Origin of the sequence: Reyranella sp., from assembly GCF_965229815.1 — a bacterium.
In the GTDB taxonomy this organism is placed as follows: domain Bacteria; phylum Pseudomonadota; class Alphaproteobacteria; order Reyranellales; family Reyranellaceae; genus Reyranella.
Genome location: NZ_CBDDJN010000002.1, coordinates 1,859,760 through 1,881,585, shown reverse-complemented (window position 1 = coordinate 1,881,585; position 21,826 = coordinate 1,859,760). Strand labels below are relative to the sequence as shown.

The following is a 21,826-nucleotide window of genomic DNA, read 5'->3' as shown; positions in this document are numbered from 1 at the left end:
CCGCGCTCCAATAGCTCCACCCCTCGCGATGCGCTCCCACCCTCAGAACGTCTGCCGCACGCCGACGATCTCGCCGAGGCAGCGGCCGACATGGTCGGCGGTGCCGGGCTCCAGCCCCTCGACCTCGATCTCGACCGACAGCAGGTCCTCGTCGGCCTGGGCGAAGACGCGCGCCGGGACGAGCCCCCGCTTGGCCAGCAGTTCGAGCGCGCGCGGCAGCACGCCGGGCTCGGGATCGGCCTCGAAACAGTAGCGGACGGTGGAGGAATTGCGCCTAAGCGCGAGGACGGCGGAGGGCACGGACGACATGGACGGACTCCCGGAAAAGGCGGACGAACGGCAACGGCCGGTTTGCATCGCAAACCGGGGTGCTAATTCGCCGAACCAGGAGGTCCATGCGGGCCATGACGGCACTATAGCGTCACCGGCGGCCCGCAGGCTACGCTTTCCTCGGCTCACGAAGGGATGGAAACAAAGATGCGTTCGACGCCGGTCTACGAAGTGCACGCGATCAAGTACGCCCACCTGCCGCGCAAGGGTTGGGAAGTGCAGATCAACCCCGATCCGCACGATGCCGACTTCCCGATGGACTATTTCGTCTGGGTCGCGATCCCGCTGGACGAGGCCGGCAAGCGGGCGATCGGCGGCAAGCCGGTGGTGATCGACACTGGCTTCAACGCCCAGGTCGGCCAGCAGCGCGGCCGCGAGGTCAAGCGCAACCCGGCCGACCTGCTGGCCGATCTCGGCGTCGATCCCAAGACCGTCGAGGACGTCGTCATCACCCACCTGCACTACGACCATGCCGGCAACTGGGACAAGTTTCCCAGGGCGCGCTTCCACCTGCAGGACAAGGAGATGCAGTTCGCCACGGGCCGGCACATGTGCCAGGGCCCGTTCCGCCATGCCTACGAGGTCGAGGACGTGGTCGGCCTGGTGCGCGCCGTCTACGGCGAGCGGGTCGTCTTCCACGACGGCGACGACGAGCTGCAGCCCGGCCTGTCGCTGCACCTGATCGGCGGCCACACGATGGGCATCCAGTCCGTGCGCGTCATGACGCGCAACGGCTGGCTGGTGCTGGCATCGGACGCCAGCCACTACTATTGGGGTATCCGCGACCGCAAGCTGTTCTCGATCGTCTACTCGGTGGCCGACATGCTGGCCGGCTACGACAGGCTGCTGAAGCTGGCCGAGGGCCGCGTCGACATGGTCGTGCCCGGCCACGACGCCGAGGTCATGAAGAAATACCCGCCCTCGCGCGACGACCTGAAGGGCATCGCCGTCCGGCTGGATTGAGTCTCGCGGACGCTAAAGGTCCCTCGCTTCGCTCGGGATGACAGCGGGGGACGCAGCAGCGAAACTCCTGTCATCCCGAGCGCAGCGAGGGACCCTTCTTCGGGACCGCGAGCCTCCGGCTCGCTCAAGCTTCATGAGCGGGCCGGAGACATGGCAGGGCAACGAAACCCCTGTCATCCCGAGCGCAGCGAGGGACCCTTCGGCAACAGAAAGGTCCCTCGCTGGCGCTCGGGATGACAGCGTGCGTTCAGGACGGCGAGGCCGTCATTTCTTCTCGACGTTCCACAGCGCCAGCGACGGCGTGTGCAGCAGGCCGTTGACGTTGGCGCGGATCGCGGTCGGCGTCGTGAACTGGCCGAGCGGCACGTGCGTCGGATATTCGAGCACGCGCAGCTGCACCTTCTCGGCGATCTCCTTCTGCTTCGCCGGATCGGATTCGGCGGCATAGGCGTCGCGCAGCTTCTCCAGCTCGGCGTCGCAGGGCCAGCCGAAGGTCGCCTTCTCGCACGAGGCGTTGAGGAAGGCCGCCGACACCGGGTTCAGCACGTCGGTGGCGCCCCACGAGGTGAAGAAGGCGCCCCAGCCGCCCTTGTCCGGCGGATCCTTCTTGGAGCGCCGCGCGACCAGCGTCTGCCAGTCCATCGGCTGCAGGTCGATCTTCAGCCCGATCCGCTCGAGCTGCGGCTTGGCGACAGTGGCGAGGTTGTTGTGCCCGGCCGTGTCGGTCTGGTGCATCAGCACGATCGGCGTGCCGTCGTAGCCCGCCTCGGCCAGGAGTTGCTTGGCCTTGGCGACGTTGCCCGAGAGCTTGTCCTCCCAGCCCTTGGTCGATTCGAGGGGCGAGCCGCAGGGGAACAGCGACTTGCACTCCTTGTAGTAGTCGGGGTTGCCGACGTTGGCCTCGAGGAACTCCTTCTGGGACAGGGCGTAGAGCACCGCCTGCCGCACCTTCGCGTTGTCGAACGGCTTGAAGAGCACGTTGAAGCGCATCGCGTACTGGCGGCCGGCCTTGTTGACGACGGTGGTCTTGACGTTCTTGTCCTTGGCCAGCAGCGGCAGCAGGTCCGGCGGCACGATCTCGACGAGGTCGACCTCGCCGTTCAGCAGCGCGTTCACCTGGGTCTGCTGGTCGGGGATGGTGATCCACTCGACGCGGTCGACCTTGGCCACCTTGCCGCCGGCCAGGCCCGAGGGCGGCTCGGCCCGCGGCTTGTACTTCGGGTTCTTGACGTAGACCGCCTTCTCGCCCGCCTTCCACTCGTCCTTCTTGAAGATGAAGGGACCCGAGCCCGTGGCGTCCGTGATCTGCGTGTTGGGATCGGTGCTGGCCACCGACTTGGGCATCATGAAGGGGACGTTGGAGCTCGACTTGCCGAGCGACTCCAGAACAAGCCCGTAAGGATGCTTCAGCACCATCTTGATGGTCTTGGCATCGGGCGCCGACAGGTCGGAGACCACGCCCATCAGCTTCTGGCCCATCGAATCCTTGGCGCCCCAGCGCCTGATCGAGGCGACGCAGTCCTCGGCCGTCACCGGCTTGCCGTCGTGCCACTCCAGCCCGTCACGCAGCGTGAAGGTCCAGGTGAGCTTGTCCGGCGAGACGTCCCACTTGTCGACCATCTGCGGCTTGACCTCGAGCTTGTCGTCGAGGGCGAACAGCGTGTCGTAGACCATGTTGCCGTGATGCGTGGAGATCAGCGCCGTGGTCCAGATCGGATCGATGATCTTGAGATCGGAATGAAGCGCGACCTTGAGCGTGGTCTGCGCATAGGCAGGCGTGGCGAATGCGGCGGCGACCGCCAGCGCGCCGACGAGGCGACGTCCCAGTTTCAACATGAAAGCTCCCTATTGACCCCCCGGTATCATGCAAGAATAGGGCCCTCAGTCGGCCTGCGCGACATCCAATAGGGCTTGCCAATCCGTCAATTTCACGCGCGGACGTCCCGCGGCTGCGCCGGCGGCGACCTCCTGCTTGTCGATCCGATGCCAGCCCGCGGCGTCGATGGCGGCCGGCAGGATGTCAGGCCCGCTCTTGGGATCTCGCTCCTTGAGGAACGCCAGCACCTCCTGGGCGACGGCATGGCTCTCGGCGCGATTGGTTGGGATGGTGCCGGTCGGTCCGCGCCGCGCCCAGCCGACCGGGAAGACGTCCTCCCGCCGGGGAAAGGGCAGGCCCTCGTAGCCGATGCAGGTCACCACCAGGTCGGCCGGCAGGCGGCCGGTCGACAGCTCGATCTCCGCGGCATGGATGGCCACCGGCGCGGCGCCGAACAGGAAATGCACGGTCAGAGGCTTGGCTCCGGCCTGGTTGGCCGCGAAGCCTTTCAGGATGTCGAGGTTCTTGGCCTTGCGCAGCCGCTCCGGCGTGGGATCGCTGGCCGGTGGCGCGGCGTCGAGCCCTGCCGCATCGGTCACCGCGACGGCCCGCGTCAGGCGGCCCATCTCGGCCAGCTCGTTGTTGGTGAAGGAGGCATGCTCGGGGCCGCGCCGGCCGATGACGTAGATGTCGGTGAGCGGCGCGGCGGCGATGGCCGCTCCCGCCTCCGGCACGATGTCGCTCCTGGCCATCTCTTCTGGGCTCTTGGCCAGGAGCCGCGCGACGTCGAGCGCGACGTTGCCGTTGCCGATCACCGCGACGCTCCTGACGGCGGACAGATCGGGTCCGGTGCGGAAGTCGGGATGGCCGTTCAGCCAGGCGACGAACCGCCACGATCCCCAGACATGGGGCAGGTCCTCGCCGGGGATGCCGAGCCGTCGGTCGATCGTCATGCCTGTGGCGACGATCACGGCGTCATAGGCCTCGTTCAGTTCGTCCCAGGTCAGGTCGCGGCCGATCTCGAGATTGCCGGCGAAGCGGACGTCAGGCTGGGCGAGCAGGCGCTCGAACTGGCGGACGATCGCCTTGGTGCCCTGGTGATCGGGCGCCACGCCGGCGCGCACCAGGCCGTACGGCGTCGGCAGCCGGTCGATGATGTCGATATGCAGGTCCGGGCGCGCACGCAACATGCCGTCGGCAGCGTAGAAACCCGACGGGCCCGCGCCCACGATGGCAACGCGGTGGGTCATGACAGCCCGCTTAGCATATGATGGTTACATGACTAAATACCCAAAGCTCGGTCAGCTCGGAAAGCCGGCGCCGCTGCCGGACTCGCCGGCGAAGGCCGTCCTCGAGACCGTGCCCAGCCCGCAGCCCCGCGCGCTCTATCTCGTGCGCTTCACGGCGCCCGAGTTCACCACCCTCTGTCCGGTCACCGGCCAGCCCGACTTCGCGCACCTGGTGATCGACTATGCGCCGCGAGCCAGACTGGTCGAGAGCAAGTCGCTGAAGCTCTACCTCGGCAGCTTCCGCAACCACGCCGACTTCCACGAGGCCTGCACGCTGGCCATCGGGATGCGGCTGGCGAAGGAGCTGGCGCCGCGATGGCTCAGGATCGGCGGCTACTGGTATCCGCGCGGTGGCATGCCGATCGACGTCTTCTGGCAGACCGGCCAGCCGCCGCGGGGTCTCTGGCTGCCCGATCCCGGGGTCGCACCCTACCGGGGCCGCGGATAGGCCGACGACGCCATGACGCGCCTGCCCCCCGTGCCCAAGCGGCCGCCGCGACCGGCGACGCCGGCGGCGCTGCGGCAGGCGATTCGCGACGAAGCGCTGCGGCTCGGCTTCGATGCCGTGGGCTTCGCGCCGGCGGCGCTCGCTCCCGAGGCGCGGCGCGAGCGTCTGCAGCGGCTGGGCGATTTCCTCGCCGCCGGCTGGCAGGGCGACATGGGCTGGCTGGGCGAACGCGCCGACGAACGCGCCGATCCGCAGACGCTGTGGCGCGAGGCCCGGACGGTCGTCTCGCTGGCGCTCAACTATGGGCCGGCGGTCGATCCGATGGCCGCCCTCGGGCACGACGACCGCGCGGCCATCTCGGTCTACGCCCAGGGCCGCGACTACCACGACGTGATGAAGAGCAAGCTGAAGGCGCTGGGCCGCTTCATCTGGGACACCTGGCGGCACGACCTCAAGGTCTTCGTCGACACCGCGCCGCTGATGGAGAAGCCGGCCGCCCAGGCCGCCGGCCAGGGCTGGCAGGGCAAGCACACCAACCTGGTCTCTCGCCGATTCGGCTCGTGGCTGTTCCTGGGCGAGATCCTGCTGTCGGTCGAGCTGCCGGCCGACGAGGCCGAGGCCGACCATTGCGGCCAGTGCCGCGCCTGCCTCGACGTCTGCCCCACCGCGGCCTTCCCGGCGCCCTATCGCCTCGAGGCCCGGCGCTGCATCTCCTATCTCACCATCGAGCATGAAGGCCCGGTCGACCGCGATCTGCGCCCCCTGCTCGGCAACCGCATCTACGGCTGCGACGACTGCCTGGCCGTCTGCCCCTGGAACAAGTTCGCGCAGCGGGCGCGCGAGACGGCGCTGATGCCGCGGCCCGCGCTCGACGCACCGCTGCTGGCCGAGCTGGCCACGCTCGACGAGGCGGGCTTCCGCCGACGCTTCGCCGGCACCGCCGTCAAGCGCATCGGCCGCGACCGCTTCCTGCGCAACGTCGCCTATGCGCTCGGCAACAGCGCCCGGCGGGCGGCGGCGCTCCCGGCAATCGAGCGTCTGCTCGGCGATCCCTCGCCCCTGGTGCGCGGCGCCGCGGTCTGGGCGCTGTCACGCCTGGCGCCCCAGGAATTCGCCCGGCGTCGCGGGGCCATCCGCGACGAGCATCCGGACGTGCACGCCGAATGGTCAGCGGCGCTCGCGGAAGAAGTCGCGTAGCAGCGCGGCCGCCTCGCTCTCGCCGAGCCCGGGATAGAGTTCCGGCCGGTGATGGCAGGTCGGCTGGTCGAAGATGCGCGGACCGTGCTCGATGCCGCCGCCCTTGGGATCGGCAGCGCCCCAGTAGAGCCGGCGGATTCGGGCGAAGGAGATCGCCTGGGCGCACATCGGGCAGGGCTCGAGCGTCACGTAGAGATCGCAGCCGACCAGCCGCGGCGCGCCGAGCGCCGTCGCCGCCGCGCGGATCGCCAGCATCTCGGCATGGGCCGTGGGATCGTTCGTCTCCTCGGTCCGGTTGCCTGCCGCTGCCAGGAGGGCGCCATCGGCACCGACGATCACGGCGCCGATCGGCACCTCGCCCCGCTCTGCGGCTGCGCGTGCTTCGCGAAGTGCGCGCTCCATGGGGGACGCTCTTGTGGGGCCGGTCATAACGGGGAAAATAGCCGAAGAACGGTTCGGGAGGAGTCGATCATGCGCTTCAGCTTCACGCCGGAGCAGGAGGAGTTTCGCACCAGTCTGCGGCGGGCGCTCGAGGCCCGCTCGCCGACCAAGGAGGTGCGCCGCCTGATGGCGACCGAGGCGGGGTTCGAGCGCGACGCCTGGCGCAAGCTGAACCAGGAGCTGGGACTGACGGCGATCCACATTCCCGAAGCCTATGGCGGCGGCGGTTTCGGCCTGGCCGATGTCGCGATCGTGCTCGAGGAGATGGGCCGCGGCCTGCTCTGCGCACCCTTCCTGTCGACCGTGCTGGGCTCGCTCGCGATTCTGAATGCCGGCAGCGAGGAGCAGAAGAAGGCGCTGCTGCCGGCCATCGCCGCCGGCGACCGGACGGTGACGTTCGCCCTGTCGGAGGACGACGGCCGCAACGATGCCGGCGGCGTGGCCGCGACGGCGACGCCATCGGGCGCCACTTGGCGCCTCGAGGGCACCAAGAGCTTCGTGCTCGACGGCCACACCGCGGACCTGATCGTCGTCGTCGCCCGCCGGCCGGGCTCGCAGGGCGAGGACGGCCTGTCCTTCTTCGTCGTCGAGGGCGATTCACCGGGACTGGAGCGGCGACGCCTGAAGACCATGGACGAGACGCGCAAGCTTGCCCGCGTCGGCCTCAACTCGGTCGAGGCCAAGTGCCTCGGCGAGGCTGAAGGGGCGGCCGCGGCACTCGCCCTCACCGTGCACCAGGCGGCCGTACTGCTGGCCAACGAGATGGTCGGCGGCGCCGAGCGGCTGCGCGAGGACGCGCTCGCCTACACCAAGATGCGCATGCAGTTCGGTCGCTCGATCGCCTCGTTCCAGACCACCAAGAACAAGGCAGCCGACATGCTGGTCGACGTCGAGCTCGCCAAGTCGGCGGCCTACTATGCTGCCGCGGCACTCGACGAGGGCGACGACGACCTGCCGGCGATCGCCTCGCTGGCCAAGGCCTGCGCCGCCGAGGCCTATCTGCAGACCGCGATCCACGCGGTGCAGATGCACGGCGGCATCGGCTTCACCTGGGACAACGACACGCATCTCTGGTTCAAGCGCGCCAAGAGCTCGGAGGTGCTGTTCGGCGACGCCAACCAGCATCGCGAAGCGATGATGCAGCACTGGAAGCACTGAGGGGGACGGACCATGAGCGAACCGACCGAAAGCTCCGTCCGCGAGGAAGTGCGGGCCTGGCTGGAAGCCAACTGGAACCCGGACTACGGGCTGGTGGAATGGCGCACCAAGCTGATCGAATCGGGCTGGGGCGCGCCGCACTATCCCAGGGAATGGTACGGCCGCGGCCTGCCGGTGAAGTTCAACGCCATCGTCGAGGAGGAGTTCGCGCGCATCGGCGCGGTCGGCGTCGCCAAGGCGGGCATCCGCACCCTGGCCGCCGCGACGATCCTCGATCACGGCACCGACCTCCACAAGGAGAAGTTCCTGCGCCGCATCCTCACCGGCGAGGACACGTGGTGCCAGCTCTTCAGCGAACCGGGCAGCGGCTCGGACATGGCGGGCGCCGTGACGCGCGCAGACCGCAAGGGCAACAAGTGGGTGATCAACGGCCAGAAGGTCTGGACCACCAGCGCCCACAAGGCGCACTGGGGCCTGCTGCTGGCGCGCGCCAACTGGGACGTGCCCAAGCACAAGGGCCTCGCCTACTTCATCCTCGACATGAAGCAGCCCGGCGTGCAGGTCCATCCGCTGAAGCAGATGAACGGGCATGCCTCGTTCAACCAGGTGTTCATGACCGACGCCATGGTCGAACCCGAGATGATGGTCTGCGACGTGGGCGACGGCTGGACCGTCGCCACGACCACCCTGATGCACGAGCGGCGCGGCGCCGACGGGCTCAGGAGCTGGGCGCAGGCCTCCAACCGCCAGGGCCGCATCTACGAGGAGGAGAAGGCGGAGATCGCCTCCACCATGGAGCCCTACAAGTGGTATCCGCAGCGCGCCGGACGCGTCGACTTGGTGATGCAGCGCGCCACGGAGACCGGCAGGATCAAGGATCCGGTGATCCGCCAGGAGATCGCGAAGCTCCTGATCATGTCCAAGGCCGCCGAATGGACGGCGCGCCGCGCGCGGGCGGCCCAGGAGCAGGGCAAGCCGCAGGGCCCCGAGGGCTCGCTCGGCAAGCTCGTGTCGAGCCACGTCGCGCGCCAGGCGGCCCGCGTCCACACCTACCTGTCGGGCGCCGATGCCCTGCTGACCGGCGAGGACAGCCCGATGGGCGGCGTGATCGCCGAGATCCTGGTCTCCGTTCCCGCCACCTCGATCGCCGGCGGCACCGACGAGATCCAGCGCAACATCATCTCCGAGCGCGTCCTCAAGATGCCCAAGGAGCCCAGCGTCGACACCGCCAAGCCGTTCAAGGACGTGCCGAGGAACATCGCCGCCTCGTCGTAACCCACTGTCATCCTGAGCGGAGCGAAGGATTTCATGCCGGTGGCAGGCGGCGATGAGGTCCCTTCGGCTGCGCTCAGGGCAGGCCCTTCGGCTGCGCTCAGGACGACTCAAAATGTGATATCTTGAGCGTATGCCCCGCCCCCTGATCGGCGTGACCCTGGATGCTGAAAAGCCCGGCGGTTACTCGAAATTTCCCTGGTATGCGCTGCGCCAGAACTATCTCGATGCCATCGACGCGGCGGGTGGGCTGGCGGTGGCCCTGCCGCACGAGCCCGACCGCGTCGGCGACTATCTCGAGCGCATCAACGCGCTGGTCGTGACCGGCGGCGCCTTCGACGTCGACCCCGCCTACTATGGCGGCGGGCCCGCGCACGCGACCGTGGTCACCAAGGACCGGCGCACCGCCTTCGAGTTCGCCGTCACCCGCGGCGCGCTCGACCGCAACAAGCCGGTGCTGGGCATCTGCGGCGGCCAGCAGCTCCTGCACGTCGTGCTGGGCGGCACGCTGATCCAGCACATCCCCGACGCCGTCGCCGCGGCGCTGGCCCACGAGCAGCCGAACCCGCGCGACGAGCCCGGGCATATCGTCACGGTGGCGCGCGGCACCCAGCTCCACGGCATCGTCGGCGCCGACGAGCTGGCGGTGAACAGCGCCCATCACCAAGCCGCCGCCGACGCGCCCGACGGGGTGGTCGTGAACGCCACCGCGCCGGACGGCGTCATCGAAGGGATCGAGGCGCCGCGCTACCGCTTCTGCATCGGCGTGCAGTGGCATCCCGAGTTCCTGATCTCCGAGGGCGACGCGAGGCTCTTCCGCGCCTTCCTGGGAGCGGCAGCGGCCCCGTGAGCGAACCCGAACGCATCGCCAAGAGGCTGGCGCGGGCCGGCCTCTGCTCGCGCCGCGACGCCGAGCGCTGGATCGCCGCCGGCCGCGTCAAGGTCGACGGACAGGTGCTCGACACGCCGGCCTTCACGGTCACGGGACAGAGCCGCATCGAGGTCGACGGCAAGCCCCTGCCCGACGCCGAGCGGGCGCGCCTCTGGCGCTACCACAAGCCGCCGGGCGAGATGGTGACGGCACGCGACCCGCAGGGCCGGCCGACCATCTTCGACGCCCTGCCCAGGAACATGCCGCGCGTGGTCACGGTCGGCCGTCTCGACTTCATGTCGGAAGGGCTGCTGCTGCTGACCAACGACGGCGGCCTGGCGCGCCGCCTCGAACTGCCGGCCAATGGCTGGATTCGCCGCTACCGCGCGCGGGTGCACGGCCTTGTCGACGAGGAGCGGCTGATGGCGCTGGCCGACGGCATCACCATCGAGGGCGTGCGCTACGGCGCCATCCAGGCGCGGCTGGAGCGCCAGCAGCGCACCAACGCCTGGCTGGAGGTCGCGCTGACCGAGGGCAAGAACCGCGAGGTGCGGCGCGTGCTCGCCCATCTCGACCTGCCGGTGATGCGCTTGATCCGTGTCGGCTTCGGCCCGTTCCATCTCGGCGAGCTGGAGCGCGGCACGGTCGAGGAAGTGCCGGCCCAGGCGCTCGACAACGCGCTGGGCCTGAAGCCGCCGCCGCGCAAGGCCGGCTGGGCCAAGCCGCGGCCGCAAGCCAGGCCACAGGCCCGGCCGCACGCAAGGCCCGCCGCGAAACCGCGGCCGCGGCGTCCCTGATGCTGAAGATCGTCGGCGGCCGGCATCGCGGCCGCACCATCGCCGCACCCGAAGGCCAGGCGACGCGACCGACCGCCAGCCGGGCGCGCGAGGCGCTGTTCAACATCTTGGCGCATGCCGGCTGGCGCGACGACGGCACCTCGCCGCTGGTCGAGGCGCGCGTGCTCGACGCCTTCGCCGGCTCGGGCGCGCTGGGGCTGGAGGCGCTGTCGCGCGGCGCCGCCCACGCGACCTTCCTCGACACCGATGCCACGGCGGTGCGGCTGATCGGCGAGAACCTCCGCAAGCTCGGCGAGACGGGCGCCGCCAAGGTCGTGCGCGCCGACGCGACGCACCCGCCCCTCGCCCGCACCGGCTGCGACCTCGCCTTCCTCGACCCGCCCTACCGGTCGGGCCAGGCCGGGCCGGCGCTCGAGGCACTGGCGGCCGCCGGCTGGCTGGCGCCCGGCGCCATCGCCACGGTCGAGCTTGCCCACAACGAGGACCTAGCACCTCCCGCCGGCTTCACCGCCGTCGACGAGCGGCGCTACGGCGCGGCCAAGATCGTGATCCTCCGGCGGTCATGACCCTCGTCGCGCCGCTCTACATGCTGCGCCACGGCGAGACGGCGTGGAACACCGAGCGCCGCATGCAGGGCACCAAGGACTCGGCCCTCACCGAGCGCGGCCGCGCCCAGGCGCTGGCGATGGGCCGCACGCTGGCCGCCGAGCTGGCGCGCGATCCCGGCCCCACCGTTTTCCTGCGCAGCCCGCTCGGCCGCGTGCGCGAGACCTCCGAGATCGTCGGCCGCGTCCTCGGCCTCGATCCGGCCGAATGGCGCGACGATGCGCGGCTGGCCGAGCTGGGCTACGGCGACTGGGAAGGCTTCAGCTGGAAGGAGATCGAGCTGACGCATCCCACGGCGCTCAGCGACTGGCGCGCCGATCCGCACGGCTACTGCCCGCCCGGCGGCGAGACGCACAGCCAGCTGCGCGAACGCTCGGCAGCGGTGCTGGCCGAGATCGCCGCTTCGCGCACGCGTACGGTGGTCGTAGGCCACGGCGTCAGCGGCGCCGTGCTGCGCGGCCTCAATCTCGGCCTCGATGCGCGGGCGATGTTCGTCCTGGAGAAGCCGCAGGACGCCTTCTTCCGCCTGCTGGCCGGGCGCGAGGAGCGCATCGCGGCCGGCTGAACGGTCCGGCTTGTGCCCGCGCGACGGCGCTGCTACATCGCCCGCGTCTGGCGGACCGTCGGCCTCGGGCCGGCGCCAAATCAGTGCTCCTCATGCGGCCGGGTCAGGCCGCCGACAGGAGAAGACCGTCATGACGACACCGACCCGCCAGCCCATCGACACCGATGTCCGCCAGGGCTATGCCGCCTGGGCCGAGGGCTACGACGCCCAGGACAATCCGATGATCGCCGCGGCCGAGCGCCATCTCGACCTCCACCCCCTGCCCTTTGCGGGCGCGCGCGTGCTCGACATGGGCTGCGGCACCGGCCGCGTGCTGGCGCGCGCGCTCGCGCAGGGCGCGGCCTTCGCGGCCGGCCTCGACGGCTCGCCGGAGATGCTGGCCCGCGCGACCGCGCGCCTCGCGCCTGCGGTCGCGGCCGGCCGCGCGCGGCTGGTGCAGGCCCCGCTCGACGGCGACTGGTCGGCGGTGCCGACGGACGCCGATCTCGCCGTCATCACCCTGGTGCTCGAGCACGAGACGCGGGTCGCGCCCGTGATCGCGCGCGTCGCGCAGCATCTGCGGCCGGGCGGCCTGCTGTTCGTGGCCGAGATCCATCCGGACATGCTGGCGAGCGATCTCGGCGGCCACTTCGCGCGCGACGGCGTGACCTACGCGCTGCCGAGCCACGTCCATGACGAGGATGAGTTCACGGCGGCGCTGGCGGCAGCGGGCTTCGAAGCGCCGGTCTTCGACACGATGCGGGCCGATGCCGCGACGATCGCGGCCATCCCCAAGTTCGCCCGGCGCGCCGGCTCGGGCGTGCTGCTGGCGCTCCGGGCGCGCCGGCGGGTCAGCCCCTGACCAGGCGCACCGTGCGGCGGCAGCCGCCGGCCTCGCTGATCACCAGGCTGTCGCCCTCGCGCCGCGCCGTGAGCTTGCCCGAGCGGCGATCGTCGGTCTTCACCGACGCGACGGCGATCAGGTTGAACGGCGCGTTGTCGCGCGCCACGCCGTGGATCTGCCACAGGCTCGGCGTCGGCGCCGGTGCCGGCGCCTTCTTGAGGTTGGGCACCGGACCGTGCGCCGTCGTGTCGTAGGCCGAGCCGTCGACGAAGCCGTTCTCGATCCGGATCACGTAGTCGAGCGGCGCCTTGCACGAGCCGCCGTCGCTCTGGCCGCGCCAGTTGCCGTCGAGCGTCGAGGTCGGCACCGGCTCGGCGGCGGCGGGCTGGGGCGCCGGCGCGCGCGTCTGCGCGGTCGCCGAGGCCGCGCCGGCCAGCAGGAACAGGAACGCCAGGATCTGCTTCATCGTCTTCCGAACAGCCGCTCGATGTCGGCCAGCTTGAGTTCGACATAGGTCGGGCGGCCGTGATTGCACTGGCCCGAATGCGGCGTCGCCTCCATCTGCCGCAGGAGGGCGTTCATCTCCTCGACGGTGAGCCGCCGTCCCGCGCGCACCGAGGTGTGGCAGGCGAGCGTGCCGCAGACCTCCTCGATCTTCTCCTTGAGCGACAGGTGGTCGCCCATCTCGGCCAGCTCGTCGGCGAGATCGCGGACCAGGCCCTGCACATCGACCTCGCCCAGCACGGCGGGCGTCTCGCGCACGACGACGGCGCCGAGGCCGAACGGCTCCACCACCAGCCCCATCTCGCCGAGCTCGGCGGCGCGCTGGGTGAGCCGCCGCGCGCCGTCCTCGCCGACCTCGACGACCTCCGGCAGCAGTAGCGCCTGGCGCTTCACGCCATCGGCCTCGAGCTGCCCCTTCAGCCGCTCGTGGGTCAGCCGCTCGTGCGCGGCATGCTGGTCGACGATCACGACGCCCTGATCGGTCTGGGCGACGATGTAGGTCTCGTGCAGCTGCGCGCGGGCGACGCCCAGCGGATAGTGCGGCGCCGCGCCGTCGGCGGATTCGGCCGGGGCCTCGACCCGCGCCGACGGAGCGGCGAAGGGCGCCATGAACTGCGCCGCCGCCTCGGCCAGGCCGCGCGGCATCGCGGGCACATAGGCGCCGCCGTTTCCGCCGCGGCCGAGCGGCAGGGCCGTGGCGAAGCCGGTGTGCGGCCGCAGCGCGCCCAGGGCCGCGTCCGCCACGGTCGTGCTGGCGCGATGGCCGGCCGCCGCCAGCGCGGTGCGCAGCGCGCCCACGATCAGGCCGCGCACGATGCCGGCGTCGCGGAAGCGGACCTCGGTCTTGGCGGGATGGACGTTGACGTCGACCAGCGCCGGCGGCGCCTCGAGGAACAGCGCCACCATCGGATGGCGGTCGCGCGCCAGGAAGTCCTGGTAGGCGCCGCGCACCGCGCCGACCAGCAGCTTGTCGCGCACCGGCCGGCCGTTGACGAACAGGTACTGGTGCTGCGAGGTCGGCCGGTTGAGCGTCGGCAGGCCGACGAAGCCGGTGAGGCGGAAGCCCTCGCGGTTGGCGTCGATGGCGAGCGCATTGTCGGCGAACTCGCGGCCCATCACGGCGGCCAGCCGCTGCAGGCGCGCGGCATCGGGCGCATCGAGCATCGAGGGTGCCGCCGCCGCGAGGTCGATCAGGGTGCGCCCCTCGCTGTCGAGGCGGAAGGCCACCGCGGGATGGGCCATGGCGAGCCGCCGCAGCGCGTCGGCCACGTGCGAGGCCTCGGTGCGCGGCTCTTTGAGGAACTTCAGCCGCGCCGGCGTGGCGAAGAAGAGGTCGCGGACCTCGACGCGCGTGCCCTCGGGATGGGCGGCGGGCCGCGGCTCGCCCTTGGCGCCGCCGTCGATCTCGAGGCTCCAGGCGCTGTCGGCGCCGGGCCTGTCCGGGCGGGGGCGCGAGGTGATGGTGAAGCGGCTGACCGAGGCGATCGAGGGCAGCGCCTCGCCGCGGAAGCCCAGCGTGCGGATATCGTCGAGATCGTCGTCGGGCAGCTTGGAGGTGCAGTGACGCTCGACGGCGAGCGCCAGCTCCTCGCGCGTCATGCCGACGCCGTCGTCGACCACGGAGATGAAGGTGCGGCCGCCTTCCTTGAGGGACACCGCGATGCGCCGCGCGCCGGCGTCGATCGCGTTCTCGACCAGCTCCTTGGCCGCGCTCGCCGGCCGCTCGACCACCTCGCCGGCGGCGATGCGGTTGACCAGGGTCGAGGGCAGGCGGCGAAGGGCCGGTGCGGTGCGGACGCTCATGGCGTCCCCACTCTACGTCCGGGGCCTTGCGGAAAGATACCGGCGGCCGGTTGAGGGACGGGCGCGGTCACGGGCCGGAGCGGTCAGGGCGAGGAGACGATGCCGACCGGCTTGCCGACCACCACGGTGGTGATGGAATCGTCGGCCAGCAGGCGGCGGGCGAGACGGCGGACATCCTCGATCTTCACCGCGGCGATGAGCGCGGCCCGGCGCGTCAGGTGGTCGGGCTGCAGCTTGTCGACCTGCATGGAATGCAGCAGGCCCGCGATCGCTCCCGAGGAATCGAGCGCCAGCGCCAGCGCCCCGGTGAGATAGGTCTTGGCGTCCGCGAGCTCCTGCTCGGTCGGCCCCTCGGCGCGCAGCCGCGCCAGCTCCGCGCGCACCACGCGGATCGACTCGGCGATGCGCTCGTTGGCGCTGGCCGTCGAGATGACCAGGAGGGAGGCCCGCCGGTAGGTGCGCAGGCTGGACGAGACGCCGTAGGCCAGGCCGCGCCGCTCGCGCACCTCGTGGAACAGCCGCGACTGCTGGCCGCCGCCGCCGAGGATGTGGTTCATGGCGAGCGCGGCGTACCAGTCGGGATCGTCGCGCGCCACGCCGGGCAGCGCCAGCAACGCCGTGCTCTGCGGCACCGGCCGCTCGACGACGACGGTGCGCGACTTCGCCGGCGGGGTCCATTGCGGCGGCAGCGGCGGGGGCGTGCCGACCGGCAGCGCGCCGAAGGCGCGGTCGAGCAGACGCGCCAGTTCGTCGGGCTCGATGTCGCCGACCGCCGCGATCGTCAGGCTGTTGCGCAGCAGCAGCGCCGCGGCGCGCTGGCGGATCTTCTCCCGTGTGAGCGCGCGCAGATCGTCGGGCGTGCCGCTGGGATCGGCGGCATAGGGATGGCCCGCGAACTCGGTCTCCATCAGCGTGCGGGCCGCCACCGAATTGGGCCGCTGCTTGGCCTGGTTGAGGCTCGCGATCGTCTGGTTGCGCCGCTGGTCGATCATGTCGGCGTCGAAGCGGGGCTCGGTCAGGGCCATGCGCAGGAGCTCGAACCCCTCCTCGCGGTTGGCCGACAGGGTGCGCAGTCCGCCGCCCAGCCGGTCGAGCGAGGCGTTGAAGCCCAGCGACACGGCGGCATCCTCCTGGCGCTGGCGAAAGGCCGGGCCGGGCAGCGCTCCCGCGCCATCGGTCAGCAGCGCCGCCATCAGCTCGGTGACGCCGGACTGGCCCGCCGGATCGGAGGCCGTGCCGCCCTCGAAGGAGAAGGACAGCGCCAGCGCCGGCGCGCTCTTGTCGCGCACCAGCCAGGCCTTGAGGCCGAGCGGCGTCGTGACGGTCTGGATGTCGACGGCGCCGGCGGCGGCCGGCAGGCACAGGCAGGCGGCGACCAGCGCGACCAGCAGCCCCAGCGTCCGCCTCATCGCACGCCCGTCTGCGGCGTCAGGAGCCCGGTGACCATGCCGCCGTCGCGCCAGACATGGCGCGCCGCCGCGACGACCTCGACCGGCGTCACCGCGGCGATGCGCTCGGGCCAGGCGTCGATGTCGGCGATGGTGCCGCCGATCCCCAGCACGCCGCCGTAGAGCCGCGGGCCGTTCTGGAGCGAATCCTGGGCATAGATGGCGCCGGCCAGCAGCTGGTTCTGGGTGCGCTCGACCTCAGCCGCCGTGACGCCCTCGTCGAGCAGTCGGGCCAGGATCTCGCCGACCGCGGTCTCGATGGCGGCCATCGGCGTGTCGGCCGCCGGATGGACCCCGATGTCGAACTGGCTGAGGCCGAGGCTGGCCGCGCTGTAGCCGGCCCAGGCCGACAGAGCGAGCTTGCGCTCGTCGACCAGGCTCTTCCACAGGCGGCTGGTCTCGCCGCCGCCCAGCAGGCGCGACAGCACCTGGAGCGCGTAGGCGTGGCGCGTCTCGCCCTTGTGGTAGGAGGGCGCGAGGTAGTAGCGCGACCAGCGCGGCTCGGCGACGCGGGCATCGGCGCGCGTCACGCGCTGCGGCAGGTCGGGCGCGCCCTCGGCCGGACGACGCCGTGCCTCGACCTTGCGCCTCGCGATCGGTCCGTAGTGCTTCTCCGCGAGCTTGCGCACCTGCTCGGGCGTCGTGTCGCCGGCCACGATCAGGACCGCATTGTTGGGCGCGTACCACTTCGCATAGAAGGCCTGCAGGTCGCCGACGCCGAGCTTCCTCACGTCGGCCGGATAGCCGCTGATCGGCATGCCGTAGGGCTTGCGCCGGCCGTAGAGCTGCTCCTGCACCGACTCGCTCAGCATCGCGCCGGGCGAGTTCTCGATGCGCATCCGGCGCTCCTCGAGGACCACCTCGCGCTCGGGGATCAGCTCCTTCTCGGTGATGCGCAGATGGGCCATGCGATCGGCTTCCATGCGCATGACCATCTCGAGCCGGTCGGGCGAGACGATCTGGTAGTAGCCGGTCGTGTCGAAGCCCGTGTAGGCGTTGTCGCGGCCTCCGTTGCGCGAGACGATGCGCGAGAACTCCGTCGGGCCCACCGACGCGGTGCCCTTGAACATCATGTGCTCGAGGAAGTGCGCGATGCCGGTCTTGCCCCAGACCTCGTCGGCGCCGCCGACCTTGTAGACCAGGAGCTGGTTGACGATCGGCGCGCGGCTCGACGGCAGGACCACGACCTGCAACCCGTTGGCCAGCGTGAAGCTGAACGACCGGCGCCGCTCGACGGAATAGAGCTTGGCGCGCGCCGCGAAGGGAGCCGCCAGCACGCCCGCCGCGCCGAGGCCGCCGAGCAGGCCCCGGCGGCCCAACAGGATCCGCGGCCTCAGAAGATGCCTTCGAGCAGGCCGCGCTGGCGCCGCGTGATCGTCGGCGTCGCGCCCGTCGCAGGCTGACCCGAGGCCTGGGCGTCGCGGATGCGCTGCTGCTCCTTGGTCGGATCGAGCACCACGCCGCTCGGCGGCGTGTCCTGCCAGAAGATCAGGCCGTCGATGAACGACTTGTCGCTGTCGTTGATGGTCTTGGTGTCCTGGTTGACGCGGCTGCGGATCTCCGGGTCGATGTTGCTGCCGCCGGCGCGCTGCACGAGCGCCTGCTCGGAGCTGGTCGGCACCGCCTTGGACGTGCCCGTGAACACCGCGTTGCGCTGCGGCCGTCCGGCCAGCGCGGGCGACAGGGCTTCCTTGGCCTGGTCGGCCGGCGTGACTTCCTGCGGTCGCGGCGCGCCGGGCCGCGGCGGGCGGAGCTCGGCGTTGGGCGGCATGGTCAGCGGCGAATAGGAGACGATCTTGAACTCGTCCGGCGAGACCTTCTTGCCGCCGCCGAGATTCTCGAAGGCGCTGCAGCCGCCCAGGGCGAGGGTGCCGAGGGCCAGGAGGGCTACGGGGGTCAGGATCGTCCGCTTCATTCGTTCGTCCTTAAGGCTCTGCTTGTGTTCCCCGATCGTGGCCGCATCAGGGCGCGCGTTGTTTGTCACCGACGAGGGAATCGATGAGCATCAGCCCGACGCCGACAACGATCGCCGAATCGGCAACGTTGAACGCCGGCCAATGCCAGTGGCCAATGTGGAAATCGGCGAAGTCGAAAACCGCTCCCCAGCGGGCGCGGTCGATAACATTACCGATGGCGCCCCCCATGACAAGGCCGATGCCCCAGCCGGTGAGGCGGTGGTCGGTTCGTCGCAGCCACAGGAAGAGGCCGATGCAGACGGCGATCGCCACGGCCGACAGGAACCAGGGCGGCAGGGGCGTGTCGCCACCCAGCAGACCGAAACTGACACCGCGATTCCACACGATGACCAGACGGAAGAAGCCGTCGATCACCGGGACCACCTTGCCCACCTCCAGGAGATGGGTGAGCAGGAGCTGCTTCGAGATCTGGTCGGCCAGGACCGTGAGGAGCACGAGGATCATGGCCTGGCGGTCGATGGGTCTCATGACCGGATGCTCCTCCCCAACGAAGTTGGGGAGGTGTCGCCGTCATACGGCGACGGTGGGGTCAGGGGGCAGGGCGTCGCCGCGGCGCATGCCCCCTCCGTCCGCTGCGCGGACCAGGCGTTTTGGCCGCCTTGCGGCCAAAAGCGCCAAGCCCCACGCGAGGCGTGGGGAGGAAATGCATGTCGAGAAGTCTTGATCATGCCGTCACCGCGTCCTCGCAGCGCACGCAGAGCAGCGGATGGGCCGGCGACTTGCCGACCTCCTCCAGCACCTGCCAGCAGCGCGCGCACTTGACGCCGGCCGCGGGCAGCGGCTCGACCGCGACGCCGGCGACGTCGGGCAGCGTGAAGGCGCCGGCCGGCGCCGGGCCCTCGACCAGCGTACTGCCCGAGGTGATGGCGATCTCCGTCAGGTCGAGCCCGTCGAGGGCCTTCAGGTATTCCGGCGCCACATGGACGCGGGGCGCCGCCTGCAGGCTGGAGCCGATGCGCTTCTCGGCGCGCTCCAGCTCGAGCGCGCCCGTGACCACCCGCCGCAGCGCGCGCACCGTCTTCCACTTCTCGCCCAGCGCGGGGTCGAGCCATGCCGCCGGAACGGCCGGATAGACGCGCAGGTGAACGCTCTCGACAGCACCGTCCGGCATGTCGTTCGGACGGGCGAGCCAGGCCTCCTCGGCGGTGAAGCAGGTGATCGGCGCCAGCCAGGCGGTGAGGAACGAGAACAGCTCGGCCATCACCGTGCGCGCCGCCCGCCGCCGAAGCGTGCCCGGCGCGTCGCAGTAGATCGCGTCCTTGCGGATGTCGAAGTAGAAGGCCGAGAGGTCGACGGCGCAGAAATTGTGCAGCTCGGTCGCGATCCGGTGGAAGTCGAAATCGTCGACCGCCGGCCGGAACAGGGCATCGAGCTCGGCCAGGCGATGCAGCACCCAGCGGTCGAGCTCCGGCATGTCGGCCGCCGGCACACGCTCCGCCGCCGAGAAGCCATCGAGGCTGCCCAGCAGGTAGCGCAGCGTGTTGCGCAGCCGGCGATAGGCCTCGGCCTGGTGCTTCAGGATCTCCGGCCCGATGCGCTGGTCCTCGGTGTAGTCGGTGCCGACCACCCACAGGCGCAGGATGTCGGCACCGTACTGGTCGCACACCGTCTGCGGCGCCGTGATGTTGCCCAGCGACTTCGACATCTTGCGGCCCTGCTCGTCGAGCGTGAAGCCGTGCGTCAGCACGCCGTCGTAGGGCGCGCGGCCGCGCGTGCCGCAGCTCTCGAGCAGCGAGGAATGGAACCAGCCGCGATGCTGGTCCGAGCCTTCGAGATAGAGGTCGGCCGGCCACTTGAGCTCGGGATTGCCCTCGAGCGTGAAGACGTGCGTCGAGCCCGAGTCGAACCAGACGTCGAGGATGTCCTTCACCTGCTCGAAGTCCTCGGCCTTGTACTTGTTGCCGAGGAAGCGCTCGGGCGGGCTCTCGAACCAGACGTCGGCGCCTTCGCTGCGGAAGGCCTCGACGACGCGCGTCATGACCTCCGGATCGCGCAGCGGCTCGCCGGTCTTCTTGTCGACGAACACCGCGATCGGCACGCCCCAGGCGCGCTGGCGCGACACGCACCAGTCGGGCCGCTGCTCGATCATGCTGCGCAGGCGGTTGTAGCCGGCGCGCGGCACGAAGCGCGTGGCGTCGATCGCATCGAGCGCCTTCTGGCGCAGGGTGCCGCCGATCTCGGCGATCGGCTTGTCCATGGCGATGAACCACTGCGGCGCGTTGCGGAAGATGACCGGCGCCTTCGACCGCCAGGAATGCGGATAGGAATGGGTGATGCGGCCCGAGGCGACGAGCTTGCCCGCCTTGTCGAGCGCCTCCGCGACGGCCTTGTTGGCCGGGCCCTTCTTGCCGACCGACGTGTAGACCTGCAGGCCGGCGAACAGCGGCACGTGGCCGTAGTAGCTGCCGTCCTCGGCCACCGTGTCGGGCACCTCGACGCCGTTGGCGACGCCGAGCTCGTAGTCGTCGGCGCCGTGGCCCGGCGCGATGTGCACGAAGCCGGTACCGGCGTCGGCGGTGACGAAGTCGCCCGGGAGCAGGCGGACGTCGAACTCGTAGCCCTGGCCGCGCAGCGGATGGGCGGCCACCAGCCCCTCGAGGTCGGCGGCGCCGAGCTCGGCCAGGACCTTCGGCGTGAACTGCGCCTCGGCGGCGACCGCTTCCACCAGGTCGCGCGCCAGCACCATCTTCTCGCCGACGCGGGCGCGGCTGCCCTCGCCCGCCGCCGCGACCTCGACCAGCGCGTAGGCGATGTCGGGACCGAAGGCGAGCGCCCGGTTGCCCGGGATGGTCCACGGCGTCGTCGTCCAGATGACCACGGCCGCGCCGTCGAGCTTGCCGTCCTTCGACGACAGGATCGGGAAGCGCACCATGACCGTGTCCGACGTATGGTCGTGATACTCGATCTCGGCCTCGGCCAGCGCCGTCTTCTCGACCACGCTCCACAGCACGGCCTTGGAGCCCTTGTAGAGGCCGCCGTTCATCAGGAACTTGCCGAGCTCGCCCACGATCACGGCCTCGGATTCGTAGGCCATGGTCGAGTAGTAGTGGTCCCAGTCGCCCTCGACGCCCAGCCGCTTGAACTCCTCGCGCTGGACCGTGATCCAGTGGTCGGCGAAGGCCCGGCACTGGCGGCGGAACTCGCCGATCGGCACCTGGTCCTTGTCCTGCTTCTTGGCCCGGTACTCTTCCTCGATCTTCCACTCGATCGGCAGACCATGGCAGTCCCAGCCCGGCACGTAGTGGCTGTCCTTGCCCAGCATCTGCTGGCTGCGGGTGATCAGGTCCTTCAGGATCTTGTTGAGCGCATGGCCGATATGAAGGTGGCCGTTGGCGTACGGAGGCCCGTCGTGGAGCACGAACTTGGGCCGGCCCCGGCTCTCGCTGCGCAGCCGGTCGAACAGCTTCATGTCGGCCCACCGCTTCAGGAGCTCCGGCTCCTTCTTGGGCAGGCCGCCGCGCATCGGGAAGTCGGTCTTGGGCAGGAAAACGCTGGATTTGTAATCGGTTGTCACGAGAA

21 protein-coding genes are annotated in these 21,826 nt (G+C 70.7%); 10 read left to right on the top strand and 11 right to left on the bottom strand.

Translation table 11 applies throughout. The features are described from left to right. Nucleotides 1-42: 42 nt before the first annotated feature. Nucleotides 43-309 (bottom strand): hypothetical protein, encoded by a 267-nt coding sequence (locus ACO073_RS09450; RefSeq protein ID WP_421996966.1) that lies wholly within the window; start codon nt 307-309, stop codon nt 43-45. A 168-nt stretch (nt 310-477) separates the two neighbouring features. Between ACO073_RS09450 and ACO073_RS09445 the strand changes: the two genes are divergently transcribed. Then, complete coding sequence (locus ACO073_RS09445; protein WP_421996965.1) at nt 478-1,293, top strand: N-acyl homoserine lactonase family protein; 816 nt, start codon at nt 478-480, stop codon at nt 1,291-1,293. A gap of 264 nt (nt 1,294-1,557) precedes the next feature. Here the strand turns inward: ACO073_RS09445 and ACO073_RS09440 are convergent, their stop codons facing one another. Both ACO073_RS09440 and ACO073_RS09435 read right to left on the bottom strand, forming a co-directional pair. Beyond that, entirely contained in the window at nt 1,558-3,129 is a 1,572-nt protein-coding gene (locus ACO073_RS09440; RefSeq protein WP_421996963.1) for an ABC transporter substrate-binding protein, read from the bottom strand. Between the two features lie 45 nt (nt 3,130-3,174). Then, nucleotides 3,175-4,359 carry an FAD-dependent oxidoreductase gene (locus ACO073_RS09435; protein ID WP_421996962.1) on the bottom strand — a complete coding sequence of 395 codons (1,185 nt, stop codon included), beginning with the start codon at nt 4,357-4,359 and terminating at the stop codon, nt 3,175-3,177. A 28-nt stretch (nt 4,360-4,387) separates the two neighbouring features. On the opposite strand from ACO073_RS09435, the gene queF reads away from it, so the two are divergent. Continuing rightward, nucleotides 4,388-4,846 carry a preQ(1) synthase gene (queF, locus tag ACO073_RS09430; protein ID WP_421996961.1) on the top strand — a complete coding sequence of 153 codons (459 nt, stop codon included), beginning with the start codon at nt 4,388-4,390 and terminating at the stop codon, nt 4,844-4,846. Nucleotides 4,847-4,858: 12 nt separating this feature from the next. Continuing rightward, nucleotides 4,859-6,043 (top strand): tRNA epoxyqueuosine(34) reductase QueG, encoded by a 1,185-nt coding sequence (gene queG / locus ACO073_RS09425; protein ID WP_421996960.1) that lies wholly within the window; start codon nt 4,859-4,861, stop codon nt 6,041-6,043. Here the strand turns inward: queG and ACO073_RS09420 are convergent. After that, complete coding sequence (locus ACO073_RS09420; RefSeq protein ID WP_421996958.1) at nt 6,014-6,445, bottom strand: nucleoside deaminase; 432 nt, start codon at nt 6,443-6,445, stop codon at nt 6,014-6,016. The genes queG and ACO073_RS09420 overlap by 30 nt on opposite strands. Nucleotides 6,446-6,514: 69 nt before the next feature. On the opposite strand from ACO073_RS09420, the gene ACO073_RS09415 reads away from it, so the two are divergent. From ACO073_RS09415 to ACO073_RS09385, 7 genes are all read left to right on the top strand, one after another. Next, the gene (locus ACO073_RS09415; protein WP_421996957.1) at nt 6,515-7,642 is read left to right on the top strand and encodes an acyl-CoA dehydrogenase family protein; all 1,128 of its coding nucleotides are present in this window, start codon (nt 6,515-6,517) and stop codon (nt 7,640-7,642) included. 12 nt (nt 7,643-7,654) lie between these two features. After that, complete coding sequence (locus ACO073_RS09410) at nt 7,655-8,917, top strand: acyl-CoA dehydrogenase family protein (RefSeq protein ID WP_421996956.1); 1,263 nt, start codon at nt 7,655-7,657, stop codon at nt 8,915-8,917. Between the two features lie 130 nt (nt 8,918-9,047). Beyond that, on the top strand, nt 9,048-9,764 hold the full coding sequence (locus tag ACO073_RS09405; protein ID WP_421996954.1) for a gamma-glutamyl-gamma-aminobutyrate hydrolase family protein: 717 nt from the start codon (nt 9,048-9,050) through the stop codon (nt 9,762-9,764). Continuing rightward, nucleotides 9,761-10,582 carry a pseudouridine synthase gene (locus ACO073_RS09400; protein WP_421996953.1) on the top strand — a complete coding sequence of 274 codons (822 nt, stop codon included), beginning with the start codon at nt 9,761-9,763 and terminating at the stop codon, nt 10,580-10,582. The genes ACO073_RS09405 and ACO073_RS09400 overlap by 4 nt, the downstream gene beginning before the upstream one ends. Further along, nucleotides 10,582-11,148 (top strand): 16S rRNA (guanine(966)-N(2))-methyltransferase RsmD, encoded by a 567-nt coding sequence (gene rsmD / locus ACO073_RS09395; RefSeq protein WP_421996951.1) that lies wholly within the window; start codon nt 10,582-10,584, stop codon nt 11,146-11,148. The genes ACO073_RS09400 and rsmD overlap by 1 nt, the downstream gene beginning before the upstream one ends. Continuing rightward, a complete protein-coding gene (locus ACO073_RS09390) occupies nt 11,145-11,753 on the top strand; it encodes a histidine phosphatase family protein (protein WP_421996950.1) in 609 nt (202 codons plus the stop codon). Before rsmD ends, ACO073_RS09390 begins: the two co-directional genes overlap by 4 nt. Before the next feature lie 130 nt (nt 11,754-11,883). Beyond that, complete coding sequence (locus tag ACO073_RS09385; RefSeq protein ID WP_421996949.1) at nt 11,884-12,594, top strand: class I SAM-dependent methyltransferase; 711 nt, start codon at nt 11,884-11,886, stop codon at nt 12,592-12,594. On the opposite strand, the gene ACO073_RS09380 is transcribed toward ACO073_RS09385, so the two are convergent. From ACO073_RS09380 to ileS, 7 genes are all read right to left on the bottom strand, one after another. Next, on the bottom strand, nt 12,584-13,042 hold the full coding sequence (locus tag ACO073_RS09380) for a hypothetical protein (RefSeq protein ID WP_421996947.1): 459 nt from the start codon (nt 13,040-13,042) through the stop codon (nt 12,584-12,586). The two genes, ACO073_RS09385 and ACO073_RS09380, sit on opposite strands and share 11 nt — an antisense overlap. Continuing rightward, on the bottom strand, nt 13,039-14,883 hold the full coding sequence (mutL, locus tag ACO073_RS09375) for a DNA mismatch repair endonuclease MutL (protein ID WP_421996946.1): 1,845 nt from the start codon (nt 14,881-14,883) through the stop codon (nt 13,039-13,041). The genes ACO073_RS09380 and mutL overlap by 4 nt, the downstream gene beginning before the upstream one ends. Nucleotides 14,884-14,966: 83 nt before the next feature. Beyond that, nucleotides 14,967-16,292, bottom strand: coding sequence for a M16 family metallopeptidase (locus ACO073_RS09370; protein ID WP_421996945.1), 1,326 nt, complete (start codon nt 16,290-16,292; stop codon nt 14,967-14,969). After that, nucleotides 16,289-17,650, bottom strand: coding sequence for a M16 family metallopeptidase (locus tag ACO073_RS09365; protein ID WP_421996944.1), 1,362 nt, complete (start codon nt 17,648-17,650; stop codon nt 16,289-16,291). The genes ACO073_RS09370 and ACO073_RS09365 overlap by 4 nt, the downstream gene beginning before the upstream one ends. 14 nt (nt 17,651-17,664) lie before the next feature. Next, nucleotides 17,665-18,246: a DUF3035 domain-containing protein gene (locus ACO073_RS09360; RefSeq protein WP_421996943.1), complete on the bottom strand. Its 582-nt coding sequence runs from the start codon at nt 18,244-18,246 to the stop codon at nt 17,665-17,667. 46 nt (nt 18,247-18,292) lie between these two features. Next, nucleotides 18,293-18,775 carry a signal peptidase II gene (lspA, locus tag ACO073_RS09355; RefSeq protein ID WP_421996942.1) on the bottom strand — a complete coding sequence of 161 codons (483 nt, stop codon included), beginning with the start codon at nt 18,773-18,775 and terminating at the stop codon, nt 18,293-18,295. Nucleotides 18,776-18,971: 196 nt separating this feature from the next. Beyond that, nucleotides 18,972-21,770, bottom strand: coding sequence for an isoleucine--tRNA ligase (ileS, locus tag ACO073_RS09350; RefSeq protein ID WP_421997416.1), 2,799 nt, complete (start codon nt 21,768-21,770; stop codon nt 18,972-18,974). Between the last annotated feature and the right edge of the window lie 56 nt (nt 21,771-21,826).

Bases quoted from the DNA above. Each gene is read 5' to 3' on its own strand.
- ACO073_RS09370 (WP_421996945.1), bottom strand. From the start codon at position 16,292: ATGAGGCGGACGCTGGGGCTGCTGGTCGCGCTGGTCGCCGCCTGCCTG.
- ACO073_RS09435 (WP_421996962.1), bottom strand. From the start codon at position 4,359: ATGACCCACCGCGTTGCCATCGTGGGCGCGGGCCCGTCGGGTTTCTAC.
- lspA (WP_421996942.1), bottom strand. From the start codon at position 18,775: ATGAGACCCATCGACCGCCAGGCCATGATCCTCGTGCTCCTCACGGTC.
- ACO073_RS09440 (WP_421996963.1), bottom strand. From the start codon at position 3,129: ATGTTGAAACTGGGACGTCGCCTCGTCGGCGCGCTGGCGGTCGCCGCC.
- ACO073_RS09445 (WP_421996965.1), top strand. From the start codon at position 478: ATGCGTTCGACGCCGGTCTACGAAGTGCACGCGATCAAGTACGCCCAC.
- mutL (WP_421996946.1), bottom strand. From the start codon at position 14,883: ATGAGCGTCCGCACCGCACCGGCCCTTCGCCGCCTGCCCTCGACCCTG.
- ACO073_RS09385 (WP_421996949.1), top strand. From the start codon at position 11,884: ATGACGACACCGACCCGCCAGCCCATCGACACCGATGTCCGCCAGGGC.
- ACO073_RS09405 (WP_421996954.1), top strand. From the start codon at position 9,048: ATGCCCCGCCCCCTGATCGGCGTGACCCTGGATGCTGAAAAGCCCGGC.
- queG (WP_421996960.1), top strand. From the start codon at position 4,859: ATGACGCGCCTGCCCCCCGTGCCCAAGCGGCCGCCGCGACCGGCGACG.
- ACO073_RS09380 (WP_421996947.1), bottom strand. From the start codon at position 13,042: ATGAAGCAGATCCTGGCGTTCCTGTTCCTGCTGGCCGGCGCGGCCTCG.
- queF (WP_421996961.1), top strand. From the start codon at position 4,388: ATGACTAAATACCCAAAGCTCGGTCAGCTCGGAAAGCCGGCGCCGCTG.
- ileS (WP_421997416.1), bottom strand. From the start codon at position 21,770: ATGCGCGGCGGCCTGCCCAAGAAGGAGCCGGAGCTCCTGAAGCGGTGG.
- ACO073_RS09420 (WP_421996958.1), bottom strand. From the start codon at position 6,445: ATGGAGCGCGCACTTCGCGAAGCACGCGCAGCCGCAGAGCGGGGCGAG.
- ACO073_RS09415 (WP_421996957.1), top strand. From the start codon at position 6,515: ATGCGCTTCAGCTTCACGCCGGAGCAGGAGGAGTTTCGCACCAGTCTG.
- ACO073_RS09360 (WP_421996943.1), bottom strand. From the start codon at position 18,246: ATGAAGCGGACGATCCTGACCCCCGTAGCCCTCCTGGCCCTCGGCACC.
- ACO073_RS09410 (WP_421996956.1), top strand. From the start codon at position 7,655: ATGAGCGAACCGACCGAAAGCTCCGTCCGCGAGGAAGTGCGGGCCTGG.
- rsmD (WP_421996951.1), top strand. From the start codon at position 10,582: ATGCTGAAGATCGTCGGCGGCCGGCATCGCGGCCGCACCATCGCCGCA.
- ACO073_RS09450 (WP_421996966.1), bottom strand. From the start codon at position 309: ATGTCGTCCGTGCCCTCCGCCGTCCTCGCGCTTAGGCGCAATTCCTCC.
- ACO073_RS09390 (WP_421996950.1), top strand. From the start codon at position 11,145: ATGACCCTCGTCGCGCCGCTCTACATGCTGCGCCACGGCGAGACGGCG.